The sequence below is a fragment of the Halobacillus rhizosphaerae genome, from assembly GCF_046719735.1.
GTDB lineage: Bacteria > Bacillota > Bacilli > Bacillales > Halobacillaceae > Halobacillus_B > Halobacillus_B rhizosphaerae.
Map to the genome: position 1 here is coordinate 76,014 of NZ_JAUTWQ010000010.1, position 22,316 is coordinate 98,329.

25 protein-coding genes and 1 pseudogene are annotated in these 22,316 nt (G+C 39.5%); 5 read left to right on the top strand and 21 right to left on the bottom strand.

What is annotated here, in order from left to right; genetic code table 11:
* Positions 1–161 precede the first annotated feature (161 nt).
* From Q7A53_RS11930 to Q7A53_RS11945, 4 genes are all read right to left on the bottom strand, one after another.
* Positions 162–1,943, bottom strand: a complete 1,782-nt coding sequence (locus Q7A53_RS11930; protein ID WP_411789399.1) for an acyl-CoA dehydrogenase family protein — start codon at positions 1,941–1,943, stop codon at positions 162–164.
* Between the two features lie 15 nt (positions 1,944–1,958).
* Positions 1,959–3,134 carry an acetyl-CoA C-acetyltransferase gene (locus Q7A53_RS11935; protein ID WP_411789400.1) on the bottom strand — a complete coding sequence of 392 codons (1,176 nt, stop codon included), beginning with the start codon at positions 3,132–3,134 and terminating at the stop codon, positions 1,959–1,961.
* A gap of 19 nt (positions 3,135–3,153) precedes the next feature.
* Positions 3,154–5,553 carry a 3-hydroxyacyl-CoA dehydrogenase/enoyl-CoA hydratase family protein gene (locus Q7A53_RS11940; RefSeq protein ID WP_411789401.1) on the bottom strand — a complete coding sequence of 800 codons (2,400 nt, stop codon included), beginning with the start codon at positions 5,551–5,553 and terminating at the stop codon, positions 3,154–3,156.
* A gap of 191 nt (positions 5,554–5,744) precedes the next feature.
* Entirely contained in the window at positions 5,745–6,662 is a 918-nt protein-coding gene (locus tag Q7A53_RS11945; RefSeq protein WP_411789402.1) for a proline dehydrogenase family protein, read from the bottom strand.
* 256 nt (positions 6,663–6,918) lie between these two features.
* Between Q7A53_RS11945 and Q7A53_RS11950 the strand changes: the two genes are divergently transcribed.
* The gene (locus tag Q7A53_RS11950; RefSeq protein ID WP_411789403.1) at positions 6,919–7,176 is read left to right on the top strand and encodes a hypothetical protein; all 258 of its coding nucleotides are present in this window, start codon (positions 6,919–6,921) and stop codon (positions 7,174–7,176) included.
* Positions 7,177–7,188: 12 nt separating this feature from the next.
* Positions 7,189–7,521 (top strand): spore coat protein, encoded by a 333-nt coding sequence (locus tag Q7A53_RS11955; RefSeq protein ID WP_411789404.1) that lies wholly within the window; start codon positions 7,189–7,191, stop codon positions 7,519–7,521.
* Positions 7,522–7,654: 133 nt separating this feature from the next.
* Here the strand turns inward: Q7A53_RS11955 and copZ are convergent, their stop codons facing one another.
* The 12 genes from copZ to Q7A53_RS12015 all read right to left on the bottom strand — a co-directional run bounded on the left by copZ (position 7,655) and on the right by Q7A53_RS12015 (position 14,561).
* Positions 7,655–7,861 (bottom strand): copper chaperone CopZ, encoded by a 207-nt coding sequence (copZ, locus tag Q7A53_RS11960; RefSeq protein WP_411789405.1) that lies wholly within the window; start codon positions 7,859–7,861, stop codon positions 7,655–7,657.
* 264 nt (positions 7,862–8,125) lie between these two features.
* Complete coding sequence (locus Q7A53_RS11965) at positions 8,126–8,893, bottom strand: STAS domain-containing protein (protein WP_411789406.1); 768 nt, start codon at positions 8,891–8,893, stop codon at positions 8,126–8,128.
* Positions 8,880–9,539 carry a cobalamin B12-binding domain-containing protein gene (locus Q7A53_RS11970; protein WP_411789407.1) on the bottom strand — a complete coding sequence of 220 codons (660 nt, stop codon included), beginning with the start codon at positions 9,537–9,539 and terminating at the stop codon, positions 8,880–8,882. Before Q7A53_RS11970 ends, Q7A53_RS11965 begins: the two co-directional genes overlap by 14 nt.
* A gap of 19 nt (positions 9,540–9,558) precedes the next feature.
* A complete protein-coding gene (locus tag Q7A53_RS11975; protein WP_411789408.1) occupies positions 9,559–9,918 on the bottom strand; it encodes a hypothetical protein in 360 nt (119 codons plus the stop codon).
* Complete coding sequence (locus tag Q7A53_RS11980) at positions 9,915–10,220, bottom strand: antibiotic biosynthesis monooxygenase family protein (RefSeq protein WP_411789409.1); 306 nt, start codon at positions 10,218–10,220, stop codon at positions 9,915–9,917. Before Q7A53_RS11980 ends, Q7A53_RS11975 begins: the two co-directional genes overlap by 4 nt.
* 156 nt (positions 10,221–10,376) lie before the next feature.
* Positions 10,377–11,186 (bottom strand): VLRF1 family aeRF1-type release factor, encoded by an 810-nt coding sequence (locus Q7A53_RS11985; RefSeq protein WP_411789410.1) that lies wholly within the window; start codon positions 11,184–11,186, stop codon positions 10,377–10,379.
* Between the two features lie 210 nt (positions 11,187–11,396).
* On the bottom strand, positions 11,397–12,302 hold the full coding sequence (locus Q7A53_RS11990) for a glycine betaine ABC transporter substrate-binding protein (protein WP_411789411.1): 906 nt from the start codon (positions 12,300–12,302) through the stop codon (positions 11,397–11,399).
* A gap of 181 nt (positions 12,303–12,483) precedes the next feature.
* On the bottom strand, positions 12,484–12,681 hold the full coding sequence (locus tag Q7A53_RS11995) for a YfhD family protein (protein WP_411789412.1): 198 nt from the start codon (positions 12,679–12,681) through the stop codon (positions 12,484–12,486).
* Between the two features lie 217 nt (positions 12,682–12,898).
* Positions 12,899–13,513, bottom strand: a complete 615-nt coding sequence (locus Q7A53_RS12000; protein WP_411789413.1) for a PH domain-containing protein — start codon at positions 13,511–13,513, stop codon at positions 12,899–12,901.
* Positions 13,514–13,656: 143 nt separating this feature from the next.
* Entirely contained in the window at positions 13,657–13,896 is a 240-nt protein-coding gene (locus Q7A53_RS12005) for a hypothetical protein (protein ID WP_411789414.1), read from the bottom strand.
* A 199-nt stretch (positions 13,897–14,095) separates the two neighbouring features.
* On the bottom strand, positions 14,096–14,350 hold the full coding sequence (locus Q7A53_RS12010; RefSeq protein WP_411789415.1) for a small, acid-soluble spore protein, alpha/beta type: 255 nt from the start codon (positions 14,348–14,350) through the stop codon (positions 14,096–14,098).
* A complete protein-coding gene (locus Q7A53_RS12015) occupies positions 14,334–14,561 on the bottom strand; it encodes a DUF4025 domain-containing protein (RefSeq protein WP_411789416.1) in 228 nt (75 codons plus the stop codon). Before Q7A53_RS12015 ends, Q7A53_RS12010 begins: the two co-directional genes overlap by 17 nt.
* A gap of 152 nt (positions 14,562–14,713) precedes the next feature.
* Between Q7A53_RS12015 and Q7A53_RS12020 the strand changes: the two genes are divergently transcribed.
* Positions 14,714–14,848 carry a hypothetical protein gene (locus tag Q7A53_RS12020; RefSeq protein WP_411789417.1) on the top strand — a complete coding sequence of 45 codons (135 nt, stop codon included), beginning with the start codon at positions 14,714–14,716 and terminating at the stop codon, positions 14,846–14,848.
* An 18-nt stretch (positions 14,849–14,866) separates the two neighbouring features.
* Here the strand turns inward: Q7A53_RS12020 and hpaB are convergent, their stop codons facing one another.
* The 3 genes and pseudogenes from hpaB to Q7A53_RS12035 form a co-directional block, all read right to left on the bottom strand.
* Positions 14,867–16,294, bottom strand: a complete 1,428-nt coding sequence (gene hpaB, locus Q7A53_RS12025; RefSeq protein ID WP_411789557.1) for a 4-hydroxyphenylacetate 3-monooxygenase, oxygenase component — start codon at positions 16,292–16,294, stop codon at positions 14,867–14,869.
* 225 nt (positions 16,295–16,519) lie between these two features.
* Positions 16,520–17,452, bottom strand: a pseudogene (locus tag Q7A53_RS12030) (aldo/keto reductase).
* Between the two features lie 78 nt (positions 17,453–17,530).
* A complete protein-coding gene (locus tag Q7A53_RS12035; RefSeq protein ID WP_411789418.1) occupies positions 17,531–18,412 on the bottom strand; it encodes a LysR family transcriptional regulator in 882 nt (293 codons plus the stop codon).
* Between the two features lie 110 nt (positions 18,413–18,522).
* On the opposite strand from Q7A53_RS12035, the gene Q7A53_RS12040 reads away from it, so the two are divergent.
* Positions 18,523–19,074 carry a flavodoxin family protein gene (locus tag Q7A53_RS12040; protein ID WP_411789419.1) on the top strand — a complete coding sequence of 184 codons (552 nt, stop codon included), beginning with the start codon at positions 18,523–18,525 and terminating at the stop codon, positions 19,072–19,074.
* Between the two features lie 94 nt (positions 19,075–19,168).
* Positions 19,169–19,582: a VOC family protein gene (locus Q7A53_RS12045; RefSeq protein ID WP_411789420.1), complete on the top strand. Its 414-nt coding sequence runs from the start codon at positions 19,169–19,171 to the stop codon at positions 19,580–19,582.
* A gap of 81 nt (positions 19,583–19,663) precedes the next feature.
* Here Q7A53_RS12045 and Q7A53_RS12050 read toward each other — a convergent pair whose 3' ends face one another.
* Both Q7A53_RS12050 and ilvD read right to left on the bottom strand, forming a co-directional pair.
* Complete coding sequence (locus tag Q7A53_RS12050; protein WP_411789421.1) at positions 19,664–20,260, bottom strand: histidine phosphatase family protein; 597 nt, start codon at positions 20,258–20,260, stop codon at positions 19,664–19,666.
* Between the two features lie 300 nt (positions 20,261–20,560).
* Positions 20,561–22,255 (bottom strand): dihydroxy-acid dehydratase, encoded by a 1,695-nt coding sequence (gene ilvD, locus Q7A53_RS12055; RefSeq protein WP_411789422.1) that lies wholly within the window; start codon positions 22,253–22,255, stop codon positions 20,561–20,563.
* Positions 22,256–22,316: the final 61 nt, after the last annotated feature.

Genomic DNA, 22,316 nt, shown 5'->3' on the forward strand with positions numbered 1-22,316 from the left:
ACTACTCTCCTTACCGAGTCTTGTCTAATATTTTACCATACTGATTGGAGTAATTTCACAGAAGAATTTGGATTATATAAAAGTTTTCTTCATTAGTTTTCTAGTATGAACTAAAAAACCTCCCGTTATGAATGATCATAACGAGAGGTTTATCCCCCTGATTAGACGATATACTTCTCGGATTGAATTAGATTCGCAGCGATCTGGCGTTTTAGCGCTATTACATTCGTTGGTGTATGACGGGTTAATTTTCTGAGCGCTCCCAGCATCATCCTCAGTGAGTCACCAGTTTCAGCTGCAATAAGAGTTTCTTTTGCATGAGCCTCAATCCTATTAAAAGCTTCCTGCACATATACTTTTGTATAGAGCAGCTTTTGCTTATTTTTCTCTTCACCAGATTTCTGAATGGCTTTATCCGTCCTCAAGATCGCTGACTCCATATTGTAAATTTCACCAGTAATATCAGCAATATTCACAAGCAGCTCTTGTTCGTTCTCGAGTTTTTCCCCATATTTCTGAGCAGCTAATCCGGCAGCTAATAGGCCGATTTTCTTGGCATTTTTCAGCAAATATTTTTCTTGTTCCAGCGTTGCATCTCCTGGTTCCTCAGGCATCATTGTCATAATTTCCTCTTGAAGAGCCTGAGCTTTCTGCAGTAATGGCAACTCACCTTTCATCGCTTTTTTAAGCAAGTTACCGGGTACGATCATCCGATTAATTTCATTTGTTCCTTCAAAAATACGGTTAATTCTAGAATCCCGATACATACGCTCGACTTCATATTCCTGCATGAATCCATAGCCACCGTGAATTTGAACCGCTTCATCCACAGCAAAATCCAGGAGTTCGGTACCAAAAACCTTATTCAAGGAACACTCGATGGCGTACTCAGCAATTACTTTTGCTACAGCCTTCCCATCCTTTAATTCCTCGTCGGTTAATTTCCCCATACTCTGTTCGAACAATCCTACTGTCCTGTAAACTGCACTTTCGTTTGCATAAGTGTTACTTGCGACAGATGCAATTTTTTCTTGTATTAATGGAAAACTTGCAATAGGAGTTTTAAATTGTTTTCTTTCTTTCGCATATTTAACAGATAATTCTATTGCACGCTTTGCACCGCCTACTCCTCCAATGGCCAGTTTATAGCGTCCTACATTCAAAATGTTGAAAGCAATCACATGTCCTCTGCCGATTTCTCCCAGCACATTTTCTACGGGCACTTTGGCATCCTCTAAAACAAGAGTTCTTGTTGAGGAACTCTTGATCCCCATTTTCTTTTCTTCCGGGCCAGTAGAAACTCCAGGGAATTCCCGCTCGACTATAAATGCCGTGAACTTCTCTCCATCAACCTTCGCATACACGACAAACACATCAGCAAAAGCAGAGTTGGTAATCCATTGTTTCTCACCATTCAGTAAATAATGCGTACCTTCTTCATTTAATTTCGCTGTTGTCTTTGCCCCAAGTGCGTCAGAACCTGAACCTGGTTCTGTCAACGCGTACGCCGCAAGTTTTTCCCCGGTGGCGAGTGCAGGGAGATACTTATTTTTCTGGTCTTCATTTCCAAAGAAAACAATAGGTAGAGAACCGATCCCAACATGAGCTCCATGAGTAACCGAAAAACCCCCGGCTCTTGAGAACTTCTCTGTAATTAAGGAGGAACTGATTTTATCCAGTTGAAGTCCGCCATATTCTTCCGGTACATCCGCACCTAACAGCCCTAACTCGCCCGCTTGCTTCAGTAACGCTACGGAGTGCTCAAATTCATGGTTTTCCAGGTTATCGATTTTCGGAACCACTTCTCCTAATACGAAATCTTCAGCTGTTTTGGCAATCATTAAATGTTCGTCTGTGAAGTCTTCAGGTGTAACAATGTCATTCGCGGTTAAATCCTCAACAATGAAGCCGCCGCCTTTAATCATTTGTTTAATGTCACTCATTTTATTTCCTCCTCATTAAATTAATTCAAATACACCAGCAGCTCCCATGCCGCCGCCAATACACATTGTAACTACACCAAACTGTTCATTTCTTCGTTTCATTTCATGGATCAGACTTAAAGTCAGCTTTGTTCCTGTACATCCTAACGGGTGCCCAAGGGCTATCGCTCCGCCATTCACATTCACCTTTGCAGGATCTAGTTCTAATGTTCGAATGACCCGTAAGGATTGAGAGGCAAACGCTTCGTTTAATTCAAATAAACCAATATCGGAAAGGCTCAAACCAGCCATCTTTAAGGCTTTAGGAACCGCTTCAATCGGACCTACTCCCATAATTTCCGGCTGCACCCCTGCCACTGCAAAGGAGCGAAATTTCACTAGCGGTTTTAATCCTTCTGATTCAGCTTTCTCTTTATCCATCACTAAAACGGAAGCTGCTCCATCACTCATTTGGGAGGCATTACCAGCTGTTACGGAACCTCTTACAGTAAAGGCCGGCTTTAACTTGCCAAGAATCTCTGTGGTTGTACCTGGACGTACCCCCTCATCCATAGAAAAGACTGTTTTGCTTTCTTTTACTTTATGATCGCTTCCTACTTCCCGATTAACGACTTCCACCGGGACGATTTCATCCTTGAATTTACCTTCTTTAATAGCTGCAGCAGCCCGTTTATGGCTTTGGGCAGCAAATGCATCCTGATCCTCGCGGGATATGTTAAACCGAGTAGCTACTTCCTCAGCTGTATGCCCCATAGACATATAATATTCAGGGGCATTTTCTACTAAGGTTATGTTTGGTTTTATGACGTGCCCGCCCATGGGAATGAGACTCATCGACTCAGCTCCTCCAGCAATCGCGGTATCACTGTGGCCAAGCATGATTTTTTCACAAGCATAGGCGATACTTTGAAGTCCAGAGGAACAGTATCGGTTAATCGTGATCGCCGGTACTTGGTAATCTAATCCCGCTAAACCTGTTATATTCCGCGCCATATTCATCCCTTGCTCCGCTTCGGGCATAGCACACCCGATAATGACATCATCAATTGCCCCGTCATAATTACTCGCTCTTCGTAAAGTTTCTTTTATGGTTATGGCCGCAAGATCATCAGGTCGTGAGTGTGCCAATGATCCTTTTTTTGCCCTGCCGACCGGAGTTCTTGCTCCTGCTACAATAACTGCTTCCTTCACGGCATTTCCCCCTCTGCTTTTAATTACGTAATGGCTTTCCTTTTAACAGCATATGCTGCATACGTGCCTGGGTTTTAGCTTCCCCAACGAGACTTAAAAAGGCTTCTCTCTCTAAATCTAATAAATACTGTTCATCTACTAAACTTCCTTCTTGAATGCGTCCTCCCGCTAAGACGAAGGCTAGTTTCTCCGCAATTTTCAAATCATGCTCACTTGCATACCCGCTGAGCGCTAGTGATTTTGCCCCTAAAAGCATCGTTGCATAGCCTTGCTCCCCCGTTACAGGGACGCGTGTCCGTTTAGGTGCCTGGTAACCCGAACGAGCCAGACCAAGTACTTTTTGTTTTGCATCATGCAGTAAATGATCTCCATTTACACTAATAGCATCTTTGTGGTCTAAGAAACCATTTTCTTTCGCTTCTTCGGCTGATGTTGATACTTTAGCCAAGGCTATTTTCTCAAAAACGGTATTCGTGATCTTCTGCAGGTCAAAATCAACCCCCTGAGGAACGTTTCGTAAGTGCTTCAAATACAGTTCTTTATTTCCTCCACCGCCTGGAATCAGACCAACACCTGCTTCTACAAGCCCCATATAAGTTTCCTGAGAAGCCTGTATTGCCGCACTAGGCAGACAAACTTCGGCACCCCCGCCTAGAGTCATGGCAAATGGAGCTGCTACAACGGGCTTATCAGAATATTTGACTCGCATCATTGCATCCTGAAACTGTTTAACGACCATCTCTATTTCAAAGAAGTTAAAATCTTGAGCTTCCATCAGGATCATACCGAGATTAGCCCCTACGCAGAAATTCTTCGCCTGGTTCCCAATCACCAGCCCCTCAAAATTCTGGTCAACATGTTCAATTGCAAAGTTGACCATTTGGATAATATCCATCCCGATTGCGTTACTTCTGGAATGGAACTCCAGACCAGCTACTCCATCTCCAAGATCTATCAAACTTGCACCAGAATTTTTCTTAATGACTTCATTCGTTTCTTTAAGGCGTCGCAGATTTATATTTTTCTTATTAAACGATAAGGACTTGTAGTTTCCGTGATGATAAAAGGAAACGGTTCCATTTTCTTCTTTATAAAAGGAGGAATTTCCTTGAGACATGAATTGCTCTATCCATTCCGGGATAACATCTCCTTCTTCCTTCATTCTTTCTATCGATGAATCCGCACCGATAGCGTCCCACATTTCGAATGGACCTAATTCCCAGCCAAATCCCCACCTCATTGCCCGGTCAATGGAAGGAATATCGTCGGCGATTTCTCCATATAGGTTCGCGGAATACAGCAGTACAGGTTTGACTATAGACCAAATTAAATCTCCGGCCCGATCTCCTTGAGCAGCAACAAGAGCTTTCAATTTTTTCCTCGGACCTTTCTCCTGTTTAGCTAATTCTGTAGCTTTCGTCTTCAGTTTTTCTCGCGGTTCATATTCTAAAGTTTCGGGATTCAGCTGAAGAATTTCACTCCCTTTATCTCCCTTCTTCTTTAAGAAGAACCCTTGACCGCTTTTCGCGCCGAGCCATTTGTTTTGAAGCATTGTATTCATGAATTCCGGAACTTTAAATGCTTGCTGTTCTTTCCCCTCTACCTGATCATGGACATTCTTGGCTACATGGATAAACGTGTCTAAACCAACTACATCCAGAGTTCTAAAAGTAGCACTCTTAGGTCTTCCTATCAGGGGTCCAGTCACTGAATCAACTTCCCCGACACTGTACCCTTCTTCTAGCATTTTTTGAACCGTGATCAGTAAACCGTAAGTACCAATGCGATTGGCTATAAAATTTGGTGTATCTTTCGCTTCCACTACTCCTTTACCAAGTACGTCTTCACTAAAAACTTTCATAAATTGAAGAACTTCTGGATCTGTTTCTTTGGCAGGAATAATTTCTAATAACTTTAAGTATCGAGGAGGATTAAAGAAGTGCGTTCCAAGGAAATGGCTGCGATATTCATCACTGCAATCCTCCGCCATTGCATTAATGGAGATTCCAGACGTGTTTGAACTGACTACAGATCCAGGTTTTCGATACTGTTCTATTTGAGCATGAACTTTCTTTTTTACCTCTAGGTTTTCGACTACCACTTCAATGATCCAATCGGCTTCTGCAAGTTTGGTCATATGATCACTCATGTTCCCAACCTCAATAAGTTGTAAGCTGGATTGACTCGTCAGCGGGGAAGGCTTCTGTTTCTTCAGTGCTTCCTTATTTGCAGCAGCAATTCTGTTCCTTACAGCTGCATCCTCTAAAGTTAACCCCTTTTGTTTTTCACCCTCCGTAAGTTCACGAGGGACTATGTCCAGCATTAGTGTAGGAATCCCCACATTTGCTAAATGAGCCGCAATTCCTGCTCCCATTACCCCTGAACCAAGGACTGCCGCACGTTTTATTTTTCGAGTCATGTGATTTCCCCCTGTCAATTTTGAATGAATACTCATTCATTTTATGGTTAAAAAAATATATTTCTACAAATTTCAATCTCTAATCTAACTATAAAATATTTTCAGACATTTCGCAATCCTTTTTGATCTGTTATCAGTAATTTTTTTCCTTTTGGACCAGAGCTTCCAATTGGAGAAGCTCTAATCCCTTATCATTTACCAATAACTCCTTTAAGTACAAAAGCAACATTGGCCGGCCTTTCAGCTAAACGGCGCATAAAGTAACCGTACCAGTCGTTTCCATAGGGCACGTATACACGCATTTTGTAGCCTTCCTTTACCAGCTCTTCCTGTCGTTCTACACGAATTCCATATAGCATCTGAAATTCAAACTGCCCGCGTGGAATATTCTTTTCCTCAACAAGCTGTTTGGTATATTCAATGATGGCATCATCATGGGTAGCAATTGCTGTATAATTTCCATTTTCAAGATGAAGCTTAATTATTTTTTTATAATTCTCATCCACGTCCGATTTTTCAGGAAAGGCAACTTTAGGCGATTCCTTATATGCCCCTTTCACTAATCTCAGATTAGGATGATATTCATTTAATAAGGCAACATCTTCTGCAGTACGGTACAAATAAGCTTGTAGGACCGTGCCGATATGATCATAATCTTTTTTCAGTTCTTTAAACAGCTCCAGCGTTTTGCCACAGCGAGCCTGATCCTCCATGTCAATTGTTACGAACACATCATGCTTCTGTGCTGCTTCAAGAATTTTGCGCATATTCTCAAGCACTAACTCTTCTGAAATATCCAGTCCCATAGACGTCAATTTAAGAGACAATTGAGAATCAAGATTGTGTTGAGCGATGGCGTTAATAGCTTCAATGCATTCATCTGCCGCATGACGGGCTTCCTGCTCACTATCTATAAATTCCCCCAAATGATCGATTGTAACGGCCATCCCTTTTCTATTCAAAATCTTTATGGTTTCTACTGCATTAGGAACTGTCTCTCCGGCAACAAAGCGGCCGGCTCCAAAACGCAGTCCGTATCTTTTTGCTATTTTAGTAAAAAACCGATTTTTAGAAAGAAATAAAAAGAAGTTGCGAAGTACTTTTTCCATACTAAAAAACCCTCCTGATGCCAAGGTCAAATAAAAGATATCATTCTATTTAAACCATCCCAAGTGAAAATTATGAAAATTAAATCTTGTAACCGATCACATTTTATATTTTATCACTTTTTATAAAAATTGGGTATCCATCTACTTAAATATTTCGACATAATTTTATATATATTTCCATATTAAGGTCACATATTTCTCATATTTAATGCCTCAGCGGGCATACTATTCGAGAATTTACAAAGGAGGATGAAACATGTCACCAAATCAAAATCACATGCAGGAGGCACAAGCTATGTCTCAAGTACCAAACATAGTCAGCACGAAAGATCAGCTTTATATTTCTGATATGCTGTCCTGGAACTTGAACGCTTGTAAAAAAGCTCACTTCTTTGCCCAGAATTGTCAGTCACCTGAGATCCAGTCCGCTTTAGAAGAAGCAGGACAAATGCACCAACGTCATTACGATAAGATTCTTATGCACTTAAACTCGCAAAATCAGCAAACCAACTGAGGAGGCCCATTGATGAATCCATCAGCAAGTAAAATTCAAAATCCTGAAACAACCGTACCTAAAACACCTCAAATGAACGAACGTGATTTTATTAATGATCAATTAACAACAGAAAAATACATGACCAATTCCTATAACATTGCGCTTAATGAAGCAAGCAACCAGGCTCTTTACCAGGATTTAGCAACAATCTTTAAAGAAACCCAGGACTGTCAGAGAAACCTGTATAACTTAATGTTTAAAAATGGCTGGTACGCAGTGGAGCAAGCTGAACAAACCAAGGTGCAGCAAACCTATCAGCAGTTTACAGGCTACAAGTCCCAACTCCCTTATTCTGTCCAATAATTAATCGACTCGGTCAAAAATTTTGATCACAGCAGAAAACCCGAACCAATAGCACTGGTTCGGGTTTTCTATATAAAAGGATATAGGGAAGACCCACAACTTCTTCCCTTTTTTTGATGGTGTTCTAATCTTTTCACCCTACTGGCTCATACCCTTGAGCTTCAATGGCTTCTTTCATTAGAGACTTGGATACATAGGATTCATCATAAGTTACGTCCACTTTTCCGCTGCTTACGTCAACGTCCACACCGTGAACGCCTTCTAGTTCCTCAAGAGCCCCTTTTACTGCTTTTTCACAGTGTTCACATGTCATACCATTGACTTCAAGTGTTAATTGCATATTGTTTCATCCTTTCTGGTTAATTTGCGAATATTTGATAAGATAACCTTCTTTAGACTAATAGTAACTTATCAGTCTGTTTCAAGTTCTATAAGGTTTATTCCACAATTATTAGCGAACATAACATTCTTAACGCAATCATTATAAAAAATTTCTGTAGAAGCTTTTTAAAAAAACTTCCTTACCTATCTTTCAAGTTAACCTGGTTGATCTTTCTTGAAAATAAAAAATCCTCCTTCATAAGTTTAGAAGGGGATTCGTAGTTCAATCGAAATCTTTTATCAGGGCTTGTTCAACAGAATTCATAAATTGGAGACGAGCAGGAAAATCCTCACGGTGCAGCAATTTAGCATGTTCTGGCTTCACACCTAACGCCACAATTCTTCCTCCCATGTAAAAAAGCGAGGTCATTAAACGAATGAGAATTTCAATACTTTCCTTGTTCACTTCCCCTACTGCAGTAAAATCAAATAATATGACCTCAGCGCTTTCCTTCTGGGCCGTTGAAAGCAAATGATTGGAGACAGCATTCATTTTTTCTTGTGTTAAATTTCCAAACAGGGGCACCAATGCACGTCGGTTCGTTAATTTAATAAACGGAGCAGAAAGGTGATTATTTTGCTCGATGACCTTTTCTAACTCCTCTTTTTTCTCCATTAATTCAAAATTCGTATCCTCTAAACGTGTCCTTAATTGCTGCAGGGAGTGAGTAACTTTAGCTAATTTCTTATCTTTTACAAGAATCATCACCTGAGCATATAAATCATTGTCCCATCCTAAATACACATCGGCTGTTTGAAGCTGCTCAGAATCCTTAAGCGGCACTAAATTAATCTCCAGCGGCGACCTTGCTAGATGTCCATCTGCGGAAACCCAATCCCGCAGTTTATTATGACTTTCCGGGTCGATAATATCCAACAGATTTTGTTGAACTCCCGCTAATTCGAACGCTTCCTTGGAATAAGTTTGAATCGTAAAATTACGATTTACTGTATAGTAGGGTAAAGGAAAAGGATAATCAACTTGTTTCATTAATCAAACCTTCCCTTCCTTCTTCAAACCACTTACTTAAGTGGTGCAAGTCCTTAACGATCATGACTTGATCTGCCTCCAGTTCTTCCAATGCAAATTTCCTTGCCATTCTTCCTCCAATCATAATCAGAGGTTTCCATTCTAACTCGCTGAATCGTTTGATGATTTCCTTTAATCCTGGCAGCCGATAAGATAGAGCAGCTGATAAACCTATAACTTCCGGCTTAAACTTGTTTATTTGTATGAGGGAATGCTCAAGTGACAAATTCGGACCTAAATAACGCACTTGATAGCCATGAGCTTTAAAACTCTCTGACACCATTTTCAACCCAATGTAATGCTGTTCTTCCTCCATACCGAAAAATAATGCTCGTCCACTTGACTGATCATTCCCGGAACGCACGGTTTCCTTACCCTTTATTTGGGAAATAACAAAATCACAAATGGCAGTTGCCAAGTGTTCATCTGCAACAGATATCTGATTGGTTTCCCAAAGCTCCCCAATGTAATACATAGCAGGAGTGATAATAGCTTCATAAAACGACATTAAGGAATACTCGTTTAATAACTCTTCCGTAAAATGAAGTGCCTTATCTTCTTCTCCATCTAAAAACAAGTGAGCTAACGTTTTTACATGTTGATCCAATTGATTTCACCTCTTTCAGCTAAAGAGTACGCAGCTTTTGAAGTGATTCCTTCAAATAATCAATACACATACTGCATTCCTCTTCATTTTCCAAAGAATTTTGTTTGAGCAAGCGAACTAAACGTTCAAAATTATCAATAATAATTGGCGTGCCGACCCCTCTTGAAGTCAGTAGAGTATTTAACCATAAAGTATAATCGATAAAAAAGTCTATATTTCTCATCTCATATGCGGAGACCAGATGATTTAAATGATGATAATTATCTTCTTCTGTACGCAATCGACCATTCTCTCCAAACTTATCCAGTAAATCAGGGTAAGCATCATAAATTTCTCTTACCACTTGGTGAACGATAAGCTCCTTCTCTTCCGTCTTCATAAGGCTACAACCTCATATTTCGTTACTTTAGGAACAATCCCTTGAAGTTCTTTATCTGGGTATTTCTTTTCCAACTCATGAATTTTTTTAAATTCTTCGCTGCGTGCCCAATTTAGATAGTCACTCTTGGATTCCCATTCTAAATGGACTGTCAATTCTCCGGGCTTTCGTTCATTTTGGAGAAGCTGAAACGAACGAAAGCCTGGAGCACGGTCCACCAACTTCGAACGCTTCTTGTAGATAGCTACTAAATCTCCCGCTTTATGTTCTGGAACCACTACGGCAGAGTCTACGACATACATATAAAATTGCTCCTATACGAATTATTTTTACTAAATATTATATTATCATACTATTGTCTGATGTTTAAAAAGTCCGCTCAATTCAACCTTGTTTCTCTAAATAAAAAAATGGTACAGAGACTACTCTCTGCACCACTTTAGTTCAATCATTATTCTTTAAGATGGTACGACTTCTTCAATCACATGCATTTCTTCATGATCAAGAAGATTCTTATTAATAAATTCGTCCGCTTGTTTATTCATGTTTTCTTGCAAGTCTTTAAGCTCCTCTTTATCACCTACTAAATAAAAGCGCTCCCAGCCATATTCTTTAGCCAATTTATCAATTTTTGGAGCTATACTTTTATACCAGCGATATCGATTTGCCTCAAAACGCTCCTTGAATTTATCCTGCTTGGAACTTTTTGCTCCGCCTGAACCCATGGAAGCGTCGGCACTGTGAGGTCCTTGATGCTGTCTCCAATCCTCAGTGTCCAGATCCAATTCTAACACTTGAGTATCATTCAATGAGCCAAGTTCTGCATCAATAAGCTTAATTTGGTTTTTCTGGGTCAAGATAATGCCCGTTTTAGGGAAAGACTGATGCATGTCTTTTAATTGATCAAGAACAGGACTCTCTTCCCAATAAAATTCGCTTCTTACAGGCATCTGGAAACGCTCGGCAAACCACACGGTTTCATCTGCCGTAGCAAATAAGACCACACTTTTCGCGAAATGCTGCTCATTTTCTTCTACAAAATTTTGAACTTTTTCTTTTACCGACCAGAAGTTTCTCTTTTCATCTGAGTCTCCTTCTTCTTGTAAATAAGTTTCAAAATTATTTAAACCATTTTTTAAATGTATTTTCCATTCTCCGCCTTGCTGGTCAGGGTCAGAAGGGTCGGTGTTTAAATACATGGTGAACACACGCTGTGGTTTTTCTAAGTGAATTTGTTCTAGTTTTTTGATTTCTTTATTCATATCCATAATCGAACATCGACTCCTTTTTCTACTCTAAAATTATTTCTACATAATATGTTTCCGGAATTTATAATCGTTAAACTTCAAAATTAAAATTCCACAAAAACATCTTGTTAAGAAACTATATGATCAAGCAGAGGATAACGGAGCTCTAGTTAAACAAAAAAACCCGAACCAGCAAAAAAATACTGGTTCGGGTTTTTAGCAAATGGATAACTATTCTTTCGTCCATTCGTCGATTAGATCTTGGTGTTCATCAATCCATTTTTGGGCGCCTTCTTTAGCTGAATCAGCTTTGTTAACATCTCCCATTAGACTTCCTAATTGATCATCATTCATCTTAAATGTATCAAACCATTTAACAACTTGAGGATTATCATCTTTTAAACCTTTACGCGCTGCATAAGAAATATTTTCATTATCGCCATAAACGTTCTTAGGGTCGTCTAAGAATTTAAGGTCCATATCAGCAAATGCCCAGTGCGGCTTCCAAAGGGTTACAAGTACTGGTTTCTTATCTTCAATAGAATTCTGCAGTTCAGCAGTCATTGTTGGACCAGATGAGGCTGCTAGTTCATAATCCAGATCATACTTTTTAACAGCTTTCTCAGTAAGTGCCATGATACTTGAACCTGCATCAATACCGATGATTTTCTTGTCTTTAAACTTGTCAGTTGTTTTTAGATCTTCAATTGAATTAATATCTTTCATGTAAGTAGGTACTACTAGTCCTAGTGTAGTGCCTTCATACCAGTCCTCACGCCAGTCAATATCATCTTTGTATTTCTCATAGAATGATTTGTCTGTGTTTGGCAGCCAAATTTCCATTCCTATGTCAAGATCTCCAGAGGATAACGCTTCGTATAAAAAGCCCTTCTCCACTTTTTTCAATTCAACATCGTAGCCTTTATCTTCAAGCACTAATTTCCACATGTTTGATACGGCTACGTTTTCCGCCCAGTTATTCATACCAATACTTACAGTACCTTTATCTCCACCATTGTCTGAACTTCCACTGTCACCGCTGCTTTCTGAATCGCCTGAATCGGAATTACCACAGGCAGCCAACACTAGCAGTGCTCCTAAAAACACAGCAGGAATCCATTTTCTTAAGTTTTTCATGTGATGTCCTCCTTAAAGAATTTTATTAAGTATTAAACTTTCGACCTAGTCACATTTCAGTATTATAGCATAAATAAATTCAAGTTCAAACAATTTAAACTGTACAAAAAAATCATTCTGCACATTTTAATTATAATCCATCCCAGTCAGTTACTGATCTGGGATGGACGTCTATGGGAGGTTATCTGTTTCGATTAGTATTCTTACTATGCGCACGAAGGTCGGCAGCTTGTGCTCTCTCGATTGCTTTCCAATCCTCTTCGTCTGCAAGCTGTGAAGAAAACTCTACATCTATTCCAGGATGCTTCTGATCCTTAGGAGTTTGGGGTAATTTATATTTCTTTTTACCTTTTGAATGACGATGTTCATCTCTTCCCATTGGAAGTCCCTCCTTTGTAATTAGACAAGATTAGTGTCTGTAGTAGCAAAGGAAATATTCCACCCATAAATTACAATATTTTATAATGCTTTACTAAAATAACAAAACAAGCAGACCATTAAACAACCCGAACCAAGAATTTATTTCGGTTCGGGTTGTTTAATTACATTAGATAGCTATCGCGGGCGTAAAGAGCCTCTTTTATTACTTATAGACTTTATTCTTTAATAAATTGCTCAAAAATATATCCAAAATCCTTGATTTGAAATTCTTCTTTTGTATGGACCAGCCAATCAAATGCTGTTTCATTGATTTGTTTGAATTCACTAGCAAGATTTCTTTCCTGGCTGCGGCTGTGTAATAAAGTATCAGATGCGTATTGCATACTTTGTTGAGCATAGCTCGTGAATGTTTCATTTTCTAAAGTGATTTCAGATATTTTTAACAAGCTTTTATAAAGATGTTTTAGATCCTCGAGGTATTTTTTATGAACATCAATGTCAAACTGTACGCCACCGAGATGGAATTTGATTTCGATATCCAAGTCAATTGTGCCAGCAGTTTCAAGCTCAACACCAGAGAAATGATGGGTGTGATATGGATATCTTCTAAGCGTTCTTTTCTTACTCGCTGCACTATCACCGTCTACGTGAATTAGGGATTGGTTCGTAAAGCAGTATTCATCTGCCTTTGATTTAATAAGGAAGTAAATCTTTTCCCCGTCTTCATGCATAACATAATCATCCGCATCTACTTTGTCGTAGTCTTCAGCAGAGACGACACTGCCCACTTCACTAAGACCTAATGCATCTGATGCTAGTTTTTTAAACATAAACTTGAATTCCTTCCTTTATATGATGAAATGTGGTTATGCTCATCCCATTTATCTTGGTTTATCCTATTCCAGCTATTATTTCCATAAATAACCCCCCCAGGTCCATCTAAACTGATAGCAACTGGGGGGATATGAATAAGTTATACTTTTTCTACTACCACAGTTTTCTTCTCTCGGAAGTATTTTTCTCCATCTTCTGAAGAATGTTCAAAGAAACCATTAAAGGACTGGGTCACTTTATATTCTCGTTCCGGTTCTGAAAATAGCTGTGATTCATTATTTGAAATAAGAACCACATCTGTTGTTGAAACGAAACTATCTAATTCTTTTGCGGTGTAATTTCGCCCTACTTCTACTTCGCTTAATCGTTTTGTATTCATTCTATCTAACCACCTTTCCCTTTTTAACGGCAGTTCCCGCATCAAAATGGAATCAAACTTCCTTCTACAGAAATCCGACCCCCTATAGGGCTGAAATTAAAATAGAATTTCAAACGTAAAGTTCAAGCAAGTTAAAGAAGAGGAGAGCCATAAACTGATCGACTTCCATTTATTGTAGAACACGGAAGTATGTCTTTTGTTACTGCTGGTCCTTCAATTGTTGTTCTGCTCTTTTGATTAATTCACGAACCATACTACCGCCAATGTTTCCGCCAATTTCTCCCGCTTCCTTTGATGTCAGCTGCCCGTTGTAGCCTCTATTGAGAGGGATGCCTTTTTCTTTAGCGATTTCATACTTTGCTTCTTCAGGTCTTTGTTGATTAGTCAATTGTGCCTTTAATTCATCTAGACCTTGTCTCGCTTCAGGCACAAGAATTTTATTTCTTCTGCTCACTGTGGCCACCTCCGTCCTTCCTAGCGGTTGGACCGCTCCCATTTTCAGAAATAGCTTTACCGCTATGAGAGAGAAGAGCACCGTTTTCGTTTAGAGAATCAATTTCAGCATCATATGTCCCTTCAGTGAGAGTGTCTGAAACTTGTTCTTTCGTAATTTCTAATCCTTGTTTAGCATCTGCTGTATGACTTCTGCGATCATTGTTTTTCATTTATTTTTTCCTCCTCTATTTTCTTTATTATCTTTTGCAAATTAGCTTAGATTAATCCAGGCAAAGATGACAGTTTTCCCACTGTATTTCCATAGATATCGTGGATAATTCACCTGATGATTGGCACACTATTTATAGGGGAGGTGCTGAATATGAGTCATAAGAGTAATGCAGATAAAAAGAAGACCCCGAAGACAGTTAATCCTCAGGGTTTGAGCGAAGATATTCAAGATCAGCAGCCAAAATCACAGCTAGAGCAAGCAGCAAAAAAGAGTACCAATAAATAAAAAGCTGACTCCTTTGAGTCAGCTTTTTAGCATATTTTCTGCCAGGCTTAAACAATCGGTTTTATCGTAAATTTGATAGATGGTTTGAGAAAGTCTAATCGGATCTCCAAAGAAGAAACGTTCATAGAGCGTCTGTCTTCCACCAAAGGAACTTAAACATAAATCCCACGCCAATCTAAATAACTTCACTCTTTCTTTTCCATCCACTTCAAACGCCTGTAAATAGTGAACAAGATCTTTCCCTATGGGTGATTGAAAATCTTTTTCTGTTGGAATCGTAACTATCCCACTCGCTGAAAGCAACTGGATGATCTCTATAAATCGCGGATACACTTCCTGGAAGGTATTAACCGCTACATATAGCGGTTCTCTTTTAGGGATACACACCCCTGCTTTATCAAAAACTGCCTGCTCTTCTGAACTTAATAGCAGGGCCTTGATCATTTCGAGCCCCTTAATAATTTCTGTGACTTTTCCCTGCACATGCTGATACTCACTTATATTGATCGTGTCAACTACCATTTGAGCGACACCCATTACAAGTTCGGTCTTAACAGCCTGTCTAGAGACAATTTGGTGCAGCGTGAAAGGAATGAATTTACCTTTGATATAAAAGTCATTCGCAACTCGTATGTTATCGTGAAAAAACACTCGGTCCCATGGCACACACACGTCGTCAAATATAACAATAGTATCAAGTTCTTCAAATCTCGATGCAAGGGGAGAATTAAATTTGGAATCACTGCTAGAAAAGGCTTCTCGGCAAATAAACTTCAAACCCGGTGTATTGCTTGGAATAGAAAAAGCATAAGCACATGAATTATCCTGGACTCCCGGAGCTGAAAAGACAATGATTTCATCAGTGATCCCTCCCTGAGTAGCAAGGAGTTTTGCTCCTTTAATGATTAATCCTTTCTCATCTCGTCCTACGATTTTAGCATTTGTTACATCTTCTTCTAAGAAAGCAAGCTTTGATCGGTTCGTCTGTGGATTTATAAAAGTATGGGTGAAGGATAAATCATTCTCACTTGCAAAGTCATAAAACTTTAAAAGATTCTCTGGGAAACAATTGGGTTGACCGGTAAGTATGTCTGTTGAAGCTGCAAATGCTGCTAACACCGTATTCATATAATCAGGACTGCGTCCCATTAACCCGCCAGTGTGGCCGGCCCATTGCTGAATCATTTTCCTTCTTTTCCTTAAATCTTCTTTGGACGTTGGAATCAAAAAAGACGTCCCTATTTCACTACCTGTGTGTTCAGAGGTAAAAGTCATGTGAGAGCCTGAAGAGTGTTGAAGATCGTATAGTTCGGATTGGCTTTTTATTACTCCTCGGAAAGCTGGATGCTCAGAAATGTTCCCTTTCATTTGATCTCCATCAATCCAAACTTCTGATTGAAGGGAATCCAGTCGCCTTCTATAAATATCACCAGTAATGGCTGGCATGATATCACTCCCCATTGTGGATGCCGCAATTTTTGTTGATATCATACATTATTAATACTCCTCGAAAGTGTGAAAGATAAATGGGCTCATGCTGCTACCATTGAATTTGAATACGGTTATTAGTCATAGGAAAACCCGGACTAATGTTTTACACATTCGCCCGGGCCATATAATTTGTCTGCACACTATTCATTCCATAGAATGCAGTTTAATTATTTTTTTGATTTAAGAAAATACTTGAGAAATTTTTTGTACTTCTTCCTGAGATAATTCCACATCTAAGGTTTTTAAATTATCCACCACTTGTTCCCGGCGTTTTGCTCCGGGAATGACGGCATCTACGGAATCCTGATTTAGATACCAGGCGAGCACTACATGGGCCACGTCCACTCCCTGAGAATTTGCAATATCTCTAATTTGATCGACTTTTTCTAAATTACGTTTGAATTCTTCTCCTTGGAATAGAGGGTTTTTAGAGCGGAAATCATCAAACGTAGAATTCTTGTCATATTTACCTGCTAATAATCCTGATGCTAACGGAAAATAAGGAACAAAAGTTATGTGATTTTCGGAAGTGTAAGGAAGCAGATCTTTTTCTGCATCGCGCTTAAACAAATTATATTCAGACTGAAGCACATCAACATATCCATCTTTATTGGCTTCTTTAAGTTGATCGATAGAGAAGTTAGATACACCTATCGAACGGATCTTTCCTTGATCTTTCAATTCTTTAAGTGCCCCTACGGCTTAATCTTTAGGAGTATCTTCATCCGGAAAGTGAATATAAAATAAATCAATATAATCCGTTTGCAGCCTTTTTAAGCTCTTATCTACAGAATCTCTTAAGAAAGAAGGATGGTTGTTAAAAACTACTTCTTCTCCGCGGAATTCGTGAGCCCCTTTGGTTGCAAGCACAATCTCATCTCTGCTCCCGTATTCTTTCATCACTTGTCCTACTAATTCTTCTGAGCGCTCAGGCCCATATATATAAGCCGTGTCTAGAAAGTTCATTCCGTTTTCTAAAGCGGTCCTCACTACATTCTTACCTGCATCTTCATCCAAGTTTGGATAAATATTATGCCCCCCTACAGCATTTGTGCCTAGACCAATTGGATTGACCACTATATCTGATTTACCGAGATTAGTACGTTTTTCCATCATTTCATCCCTCTCTACAAAAGTTCACATATGGCTATACCACCTCTAGAGATTCAGAAAACCTTCCTATACATATCTCTATTCTAATTGAGCAAACATGCCCATAAATTGTTTGATAACGGGGGAAAGCCATTTCTTTTTCAAAAAAATTATTTGAATTAATAAATTCATTTCTTCAGTATCAAAAGATAAAGCCGAAAGCGTACCGTCGTTAATTTCTTTGCTCACCGTTAATTCTGGGAGAACTGCGACACCAAGGCCGTCGATCACACATTGTTTAATAGCTTCAAGACTGGTGAAAGAAATAATGGAGTTCGGCTGAATACTGTTATCTCTCAGCAGATTTTCTAAAAGAACACGATAAGCACAGCCTTCTTCAGTCAAAATGAGTGTTTCTTCACTTAACTGTGAAACACTTATCACTGGCTCCTCCGTTAATTTATGTGAAGGAGGGACGGCTAAGATCATTTTCTCTATTCGAATCGGTATTGAAGCAAGGTCAGGGTGATCAATTTGATGATCCAGCATGATTGCCAAATCGAAACTCCTCTCCAGCACGCCTTGTTTCAGATTAGGGCAGAGACCGGATTCCAGTTGAATCTTTAATTTCGGATGCTTGAATTTTAATTGTTTAATGTAGGGGGTAATGAAATAAGCGGCAAGAGATTCCACCGTCCCCAAACGCAATATTCCCCCGGCATTCACTCCTTGGCTGATTCTCTCCTCAGCTTCATCCATCAACTGGGTAACCTGCTTCACATACTCATAAAGCTGTTCTCCAGCATGAGTCATCCTCATCTTCTGCCCTGCCCTTTCAAATAATTTAACCTGATAATATTCTTCCAATTTTTTTATCTGAGTGGTTACACTTGACTGAGCATAACCCAGTTGCTCTCCTGTCTTAGTATAGCTCCCGGATTTCACAACCTCTTTGAATGTGTAAAGGTAAGAAAGATCCATCTCATTCCTCCATCAAAATAATTCATAGTTACTATTAATAATTATAAATAACTCCAATACCCATGACAATGATATACTATCCTGTAAATGATACTAAGGGGTTTTATTAGATGAAAATTCTAACTTTACTTGGAAGCTCAAGAAAAGCAGGCAATACAGAACAATTAGTTAAGGAAATTACAGCAGGGTTGAAATCTTCTACCATTCATTTAGAAGACCATCATATTAAACCCATTGTTGATATGCGGCATACAGAGCAAGGTTTTTCACATATTGAGGATGATTACGAGGAACTCCTTAAGCAGTTTCTTTCTCACGATATTATCATCTTTGCTACCCCCATCTATTGGTTTGGAATGTCGGGTCAGATGAAGGTGTTTATCGATCGCTGGTCCCAATACTTGCGGGATTCAAGGTATAATATGAAAGAAGAATTAAGCAAAAAAACGGCATATGTCGTGGCTGCAGGCGGGACAAATCCTAAAATTACTGCTCTTCCTTTGGTTCAGCAATTTAACTATATTTTTGAATTCGTTCACATGAATTTTGAAGATTATATTATCGGGAACGCTGTTAAACCAGGGGAAATTGAGCTGGATGGCCCCTCTTTGACTAAAGCAAAGGTCTGGAACCGTAAATTTGCTCAGCTTCAAGCCAAGTAGTTATATTTATATAAATGTCGAACAAACGTTCTTGTTATCCATCACCATTTCATTTAAGATATAATAGACAGGATTATAGAATGGAGTGGTTAATATGAATCATCAAGCGACACCCTACTTGATATTCAGTGGCAAAGCTAAAGAAGCTCTAGGTTATTACAAAGTAATTTTTAATGGGGAAGTATCAGGTATTCAAACATTTGGAGAGGCTGATTTCGATACTCCCAAAGAGATGGATGATTGGATCATGCATGCTCAATTTCAAAGTGGTGCCTTGTTCTTTATGGTGTCTGACTCTTTTTCAGAACCTTCCATCACGATAGGAAATCACATCTCCCTTGCTCTTGAATTGGAAAGTGAAGAAGAAATTCGTTCCTTATATGACCGATTTACAGAGCGCAGTACACCCCTAATGGAACTGCAAGATACTTTCTGGGGAGCAATCTATGCTAAAGTAAAAGATCCTTATGGGGTAATCTGGGATTTGAATTATACAAAAGAAGATTAATCATTACTTCTTTTTTAGGAAATGGAATGTTCAAAGTGGAAATCATACAACAATGGTCCTTAAAGGATAAAGCGAACCAGTTCAGCGGTTCGCTTTTATCCCTTCATTTAAATGATTTGTACAATTTAGGGTTTCAGCTATATATTCTCCACCTAAGCAGCGCAAGCAGCTTAATGAAGTATTTCCTATATGTTCATCGGCATTAAGCAATAGTCCCATTTCATTTAATATAATTTTGATAAAACCGCCATGTGTGACAAAAAGAACTTTTTTATTTTCATACTTGTTCATCCAATCATGAACACTTTCCATCCCTCTTAGAACAACTGCAGCCTGCCGCTCGATCCCCACATCTATCTTTCGCCAATCTTTTCCCCATTGGGAGATCCTCTCTTTTTCAGTTGTTCCTTCAATTTTACCCCCGCTGACTTCCCGCAATCGTGGATCTATTTGCACCTCCATTCCCTTAGATTGGGAGGCAATGATTTCTGCAGTTTCTCTGGCTCTAACTAAATCACTCGAAATTAGATAGTCCCAGCTTTCGTTACTTAAACGATCAGCTAACAGTAAAGCTTCCTTTCTTCCTTCTTCATCTAAAGGGATATCTGAGGATCCCTGAGCCCTTCCTTCTTTATTCCATGATGTACTGCCATGTCTTATAAACCCTAATACAGTCATTTATATCCACCTCTTTCTTGTTCAATAGTAATACAAATAGCAATCCATTACACTACCCAATGGAAATAATACAGAGATCACTAGAGGCTGTACCACCTACTTGTCAATAATATGCTGAGGGAAACACAGCCAGGTCTGCAGTTTGTTTTATCCAAGCCGCTATATGTTGTGTCTTTGTAGAATGAAGCAGAATAAGGAACAGTTAGCTTCATAAAAACACAGAAAACCCGAACTCAAAAGTTCAGGTTTTCTGATGAACCACCTATATACTACTACACGCGCATTTTAAAAAATTCATGATTAATCTAATTCTAAATCGGTTACGGCCCCTTTAGCAGAGGAAGAAACCAATCGAGCGTATTTAGCAAGAATGCCCGTTCTAAACTTAAGTTCCGGCTGCACCCACTTTTGTTTACGGCGTTCGATTTCCTTATCGGTTACATCAAAGTTAATCTGCTGCTTATCACTGTCTATTGTAATGGTATCTCCTTCTTCTAATAATCCAATGGGACCCCCAACAAAGGCTTCCGGTGCTACGTGTCCGATAACAAAACCATGTGAACCACCTGAGAAGCGTCCATCAGTTAAAAGTGCTACTTTACCGCCAAGTCCTTTTCCGACGATCATTGCGGTAATTGATAGCATTTCCGGCATTCCTGGTCCGCCTTTAGGTCCAACATTTCTAATGACGAGAACGTCTCCTTCTTTAATGTAGTTCTCCTCAATTGCCTTCGTTGCTTCAGCTTCACTATCGTAAACTTTAGCCGGACCTTCAAAACGACTTATTTTCTGACCCGACATTTTGGCAACGGCACCCTCAGGAGCTAAGTTTCCTTTAAGCAAAACTAACGGTCCATTCGGCTTGATAGGTTCGTCGAATGGAAGAATAACTTTCTGTCCTTCTTTAAGAGGAGGAGCTTCTTCCAGATTCTCTGCTACAGTCTTGCCCGTTACAGTCAGGCAGTCACCATGAAGAAGCCCGTGTTCATGAAGCAGCTTCATTACAGCTGGTACCCCGCCGACTTCATATAAATCCTGCATAACATATTTTCCGCTCGGTTTCATATCTGCAAGGTAAGGTACGTTTTGCCGAATTCTCTCAAAATCATCAAGCGTCAAATCTACTCCTGCCGAATGAGCCATTGCTGTCAGGTGTAAAAATGCATTCGTAGATCCCCCGAGAGCCATCACAACTGTAATTGCATTTTCAAAAGCTTTTTTCGTCATAATGTCACGTGGGTAAATATCCTTTTCTAATAAGTTTACAACCATTTCCCCCGCCTGACGACATTCAGTTTCTTTATAATCATTCACTGCAGGTGTAGAAGAGGACCCAGGGATACTCATTCCAAGGGCTTCAACAGCTGATGCCATTGTGTTAGCTGTGTACATTCCTCCGCATGCTCCTGCACCTGGACATGCATGACATTCAACTTGGTGAAGCTCTTCATCCTTAATTTTCCCTGCTTGATACTGTCCGACGGCTTCAAAGGAAGAAACAATATCAATATCTTTACCATTTAATTTTCCCGGCTGAATGGTTCCACCGTAGACATATACGGCAGGAATATTCATTCTTCCGATGGCCATCATGCAACCTGGCGTGGTTTTATCACATCCGCCAATAGCTACTACACCATCCAGTCGTTCTGCATTTGTTACGGTCTCTATGGAGTCAGCAATAATCTCCCTGCTTGGAAGTGAATAATACATTCCCTCATGCCCCATAGCAATCCCGTCAGACACTGTGATCGTATTGAAAATCATCGGAGCACCGCCATTCTCAGCTGCTCCTTGTTTGGCTTCCCTCGCTAATTGGTCAATATGTACATTACAAGGAGTAACTTCACTCCATGTACTGGCTACTCCAATCATCGGTTTCTTAAAATCTTCATCTTCAAAACCAACGGCTCTCAGCATCGAACGGTTAGGAACCCGATTAACTCCTTCACTGATTACCTTACTGCGAATTCTAAGATCTTTTTTGTTATCCATTATTTCCATCCTTTCTGCAAGTTTCCATAAAACATATATTAGTCGAAATTTAACGAATATT

Excerpts from the sequence above, each read along its gene's own strand:
- Q7A53_RS11930 (WP_411789399.1), bottom strand. The coding sequence starts at position 1,943 with ATGAGTGACATTAAACAAATGATTAAAGGCGGCGGCTTCATTGTTGAG.
- Q7A53_RS11940 (WP_411789401.1), bottom strand. The coding sequence starts at position 5,553 with ATGACTCGAAAAATAAAACGTGCGGCAGTCCTTGGTTCAGGGGTAATG.
- Q7A53_RS11945 (WP_411789402.1), bottom strand. The coding sequence starts at position 6,662 with ATGGAAAAAGTACTTCGCAACTTCTTTTTATTTCTTTCTAAAAATCGG.
- Q7A53_RS11950 (WP_411789403.1), top strand. The coding sequence starts at position 6,919 with ATGTCACCAAATCAAAATCACATGCAGGAGGCACAAGCTATGTCTCAA.
- Q7A53_RS11955 (WP_411789404.1), top strand. The coding sequence starts at position 7,189 with ATGAATCCATCAGCAAGTAAAATTCAAAATCCTGAAACAACCGTACCT.
- copZ (WP_411789405.1), bottom strand. The coding sequence starts at position 7,861 with ATGCAATTAACACTTGAAGTCAATGGTATGACATGTGAACACTGTGAA.
- Q7A53_RS11965 (WP_411789406.1), bottom strand. The coding sequence starts at position 8,893 with ATGAAACAAGTTGATTATCCTTTTCCTTTACCCTACTATACAGTAAAT.
- Q7A53_RS11975 (WP_411789408.1), bottom strand. The coding sequence starts at position 9,918 with ATGAAGACGGAAGAGAAGGAGCTTATCGTTCACCAAGTGGTAAGAGAA.
- Q7A53_RS11980 (WP_411789409.1), bottom strand. The coding sequence starts at position 10,220 with ATGTATGTCGTAGACTCTGCCGTAGTGGTTCCAGAACATAAAGCGGGA.
- Q7A53_RS11985 (WP_411789410.1), bottom strand. The coding sequence starts at position 11,186 with ATGGATATGAATAAAGAAATCAAAAAACTAGAACAAATTCACTTAGAA.
- Q7A53_RS11990 (WP_411789411.1), bottom strand. The coding sequence starts at position 12,302 with ATGAAAAACTTAAGAAAATGGATTCCTGCTGTGTTTTTAGGAGCACTG.
- Q7A53_RS11995 (WP_411789412.1), bottom strand. The coding sequence starts at position 12,681 with ATGGGAAGAGATGAACATCGTCATTCAAAAGGTAAAAAGAAATATAAA.
- Q7A53_RS12000 (WP_411789413.1), bottom strand. The coding sequence starts at position 13,513 with ATGTTTAAAAAACTAGCATCAGATGCATTAGGTCTTAGTGAAGTGGGC.
- Q7A53_RS12005 (WP_411789414.1), bottom strand. The coding sequence starts at position 13,896 with ATGAATACAAAACGATTAAGCGAAGTAGAAGTAGGGCGAAATTACACC.
- Q7A53_RS12015 (WP_411789416.1), bottom strand. The coding sequence starts at position 14,561 with ATGAAAAACAATGATCGCAGAAGTCATACAGCAGATGCTAAACAAGGA.
- Q7A53_RS12020 (WP_411789417.1), top strand. The coding sequence starts at position 14,714 with ATGAGTCATAAGAGTAATGCAGATAAAAAGAAGACCCCGAAGACAGTT.
- hpaB (WP_411789557.1), bottom strand. The coding sequence starts at position 16,294 with ATGCCAGCCATTACTGGTGATATTTATAGAAGGCGACTGGATTCCCTT.
- Q7A53_RS12035 (WP_411789418.1), bottom strand. The coding sequence starts at position 18,412 with ATGGATCTTTCTTACCTTTACACATTCAAAGAGGTTGTGAAATCCGGG.
- Q7A53_RS12040 (WP_411789419.1), top strand. The coding sequence starts at position 18,523 with ATGAAAATTCTAACTTTACTTGGAAGCTCAAGAAAAGCAGGCAATACA.
- Q7A53_RS12045 (WP_411789420.1), top strand. The coding sequence starts at position 19,169 with ATGAATCATCAAGCGACACCCTACTTGATATTCAGTGGCAAAGCTAAA.
- Q7A53_RS12050 (WP_411789421.1), bottom strand. The coding sequence starts at position 20,260 with ATGACTGTATTAGGGTTTATAAGACATGGCAGTACATCATGGAATAAA.
- ilvD (WP_411789422.1), bottom strand. The coding sequence starts at position 22,255 with ATGGATAACAAAAAAGATCTTAGAATTCGCAGTAAGGTAATCAGTGAA.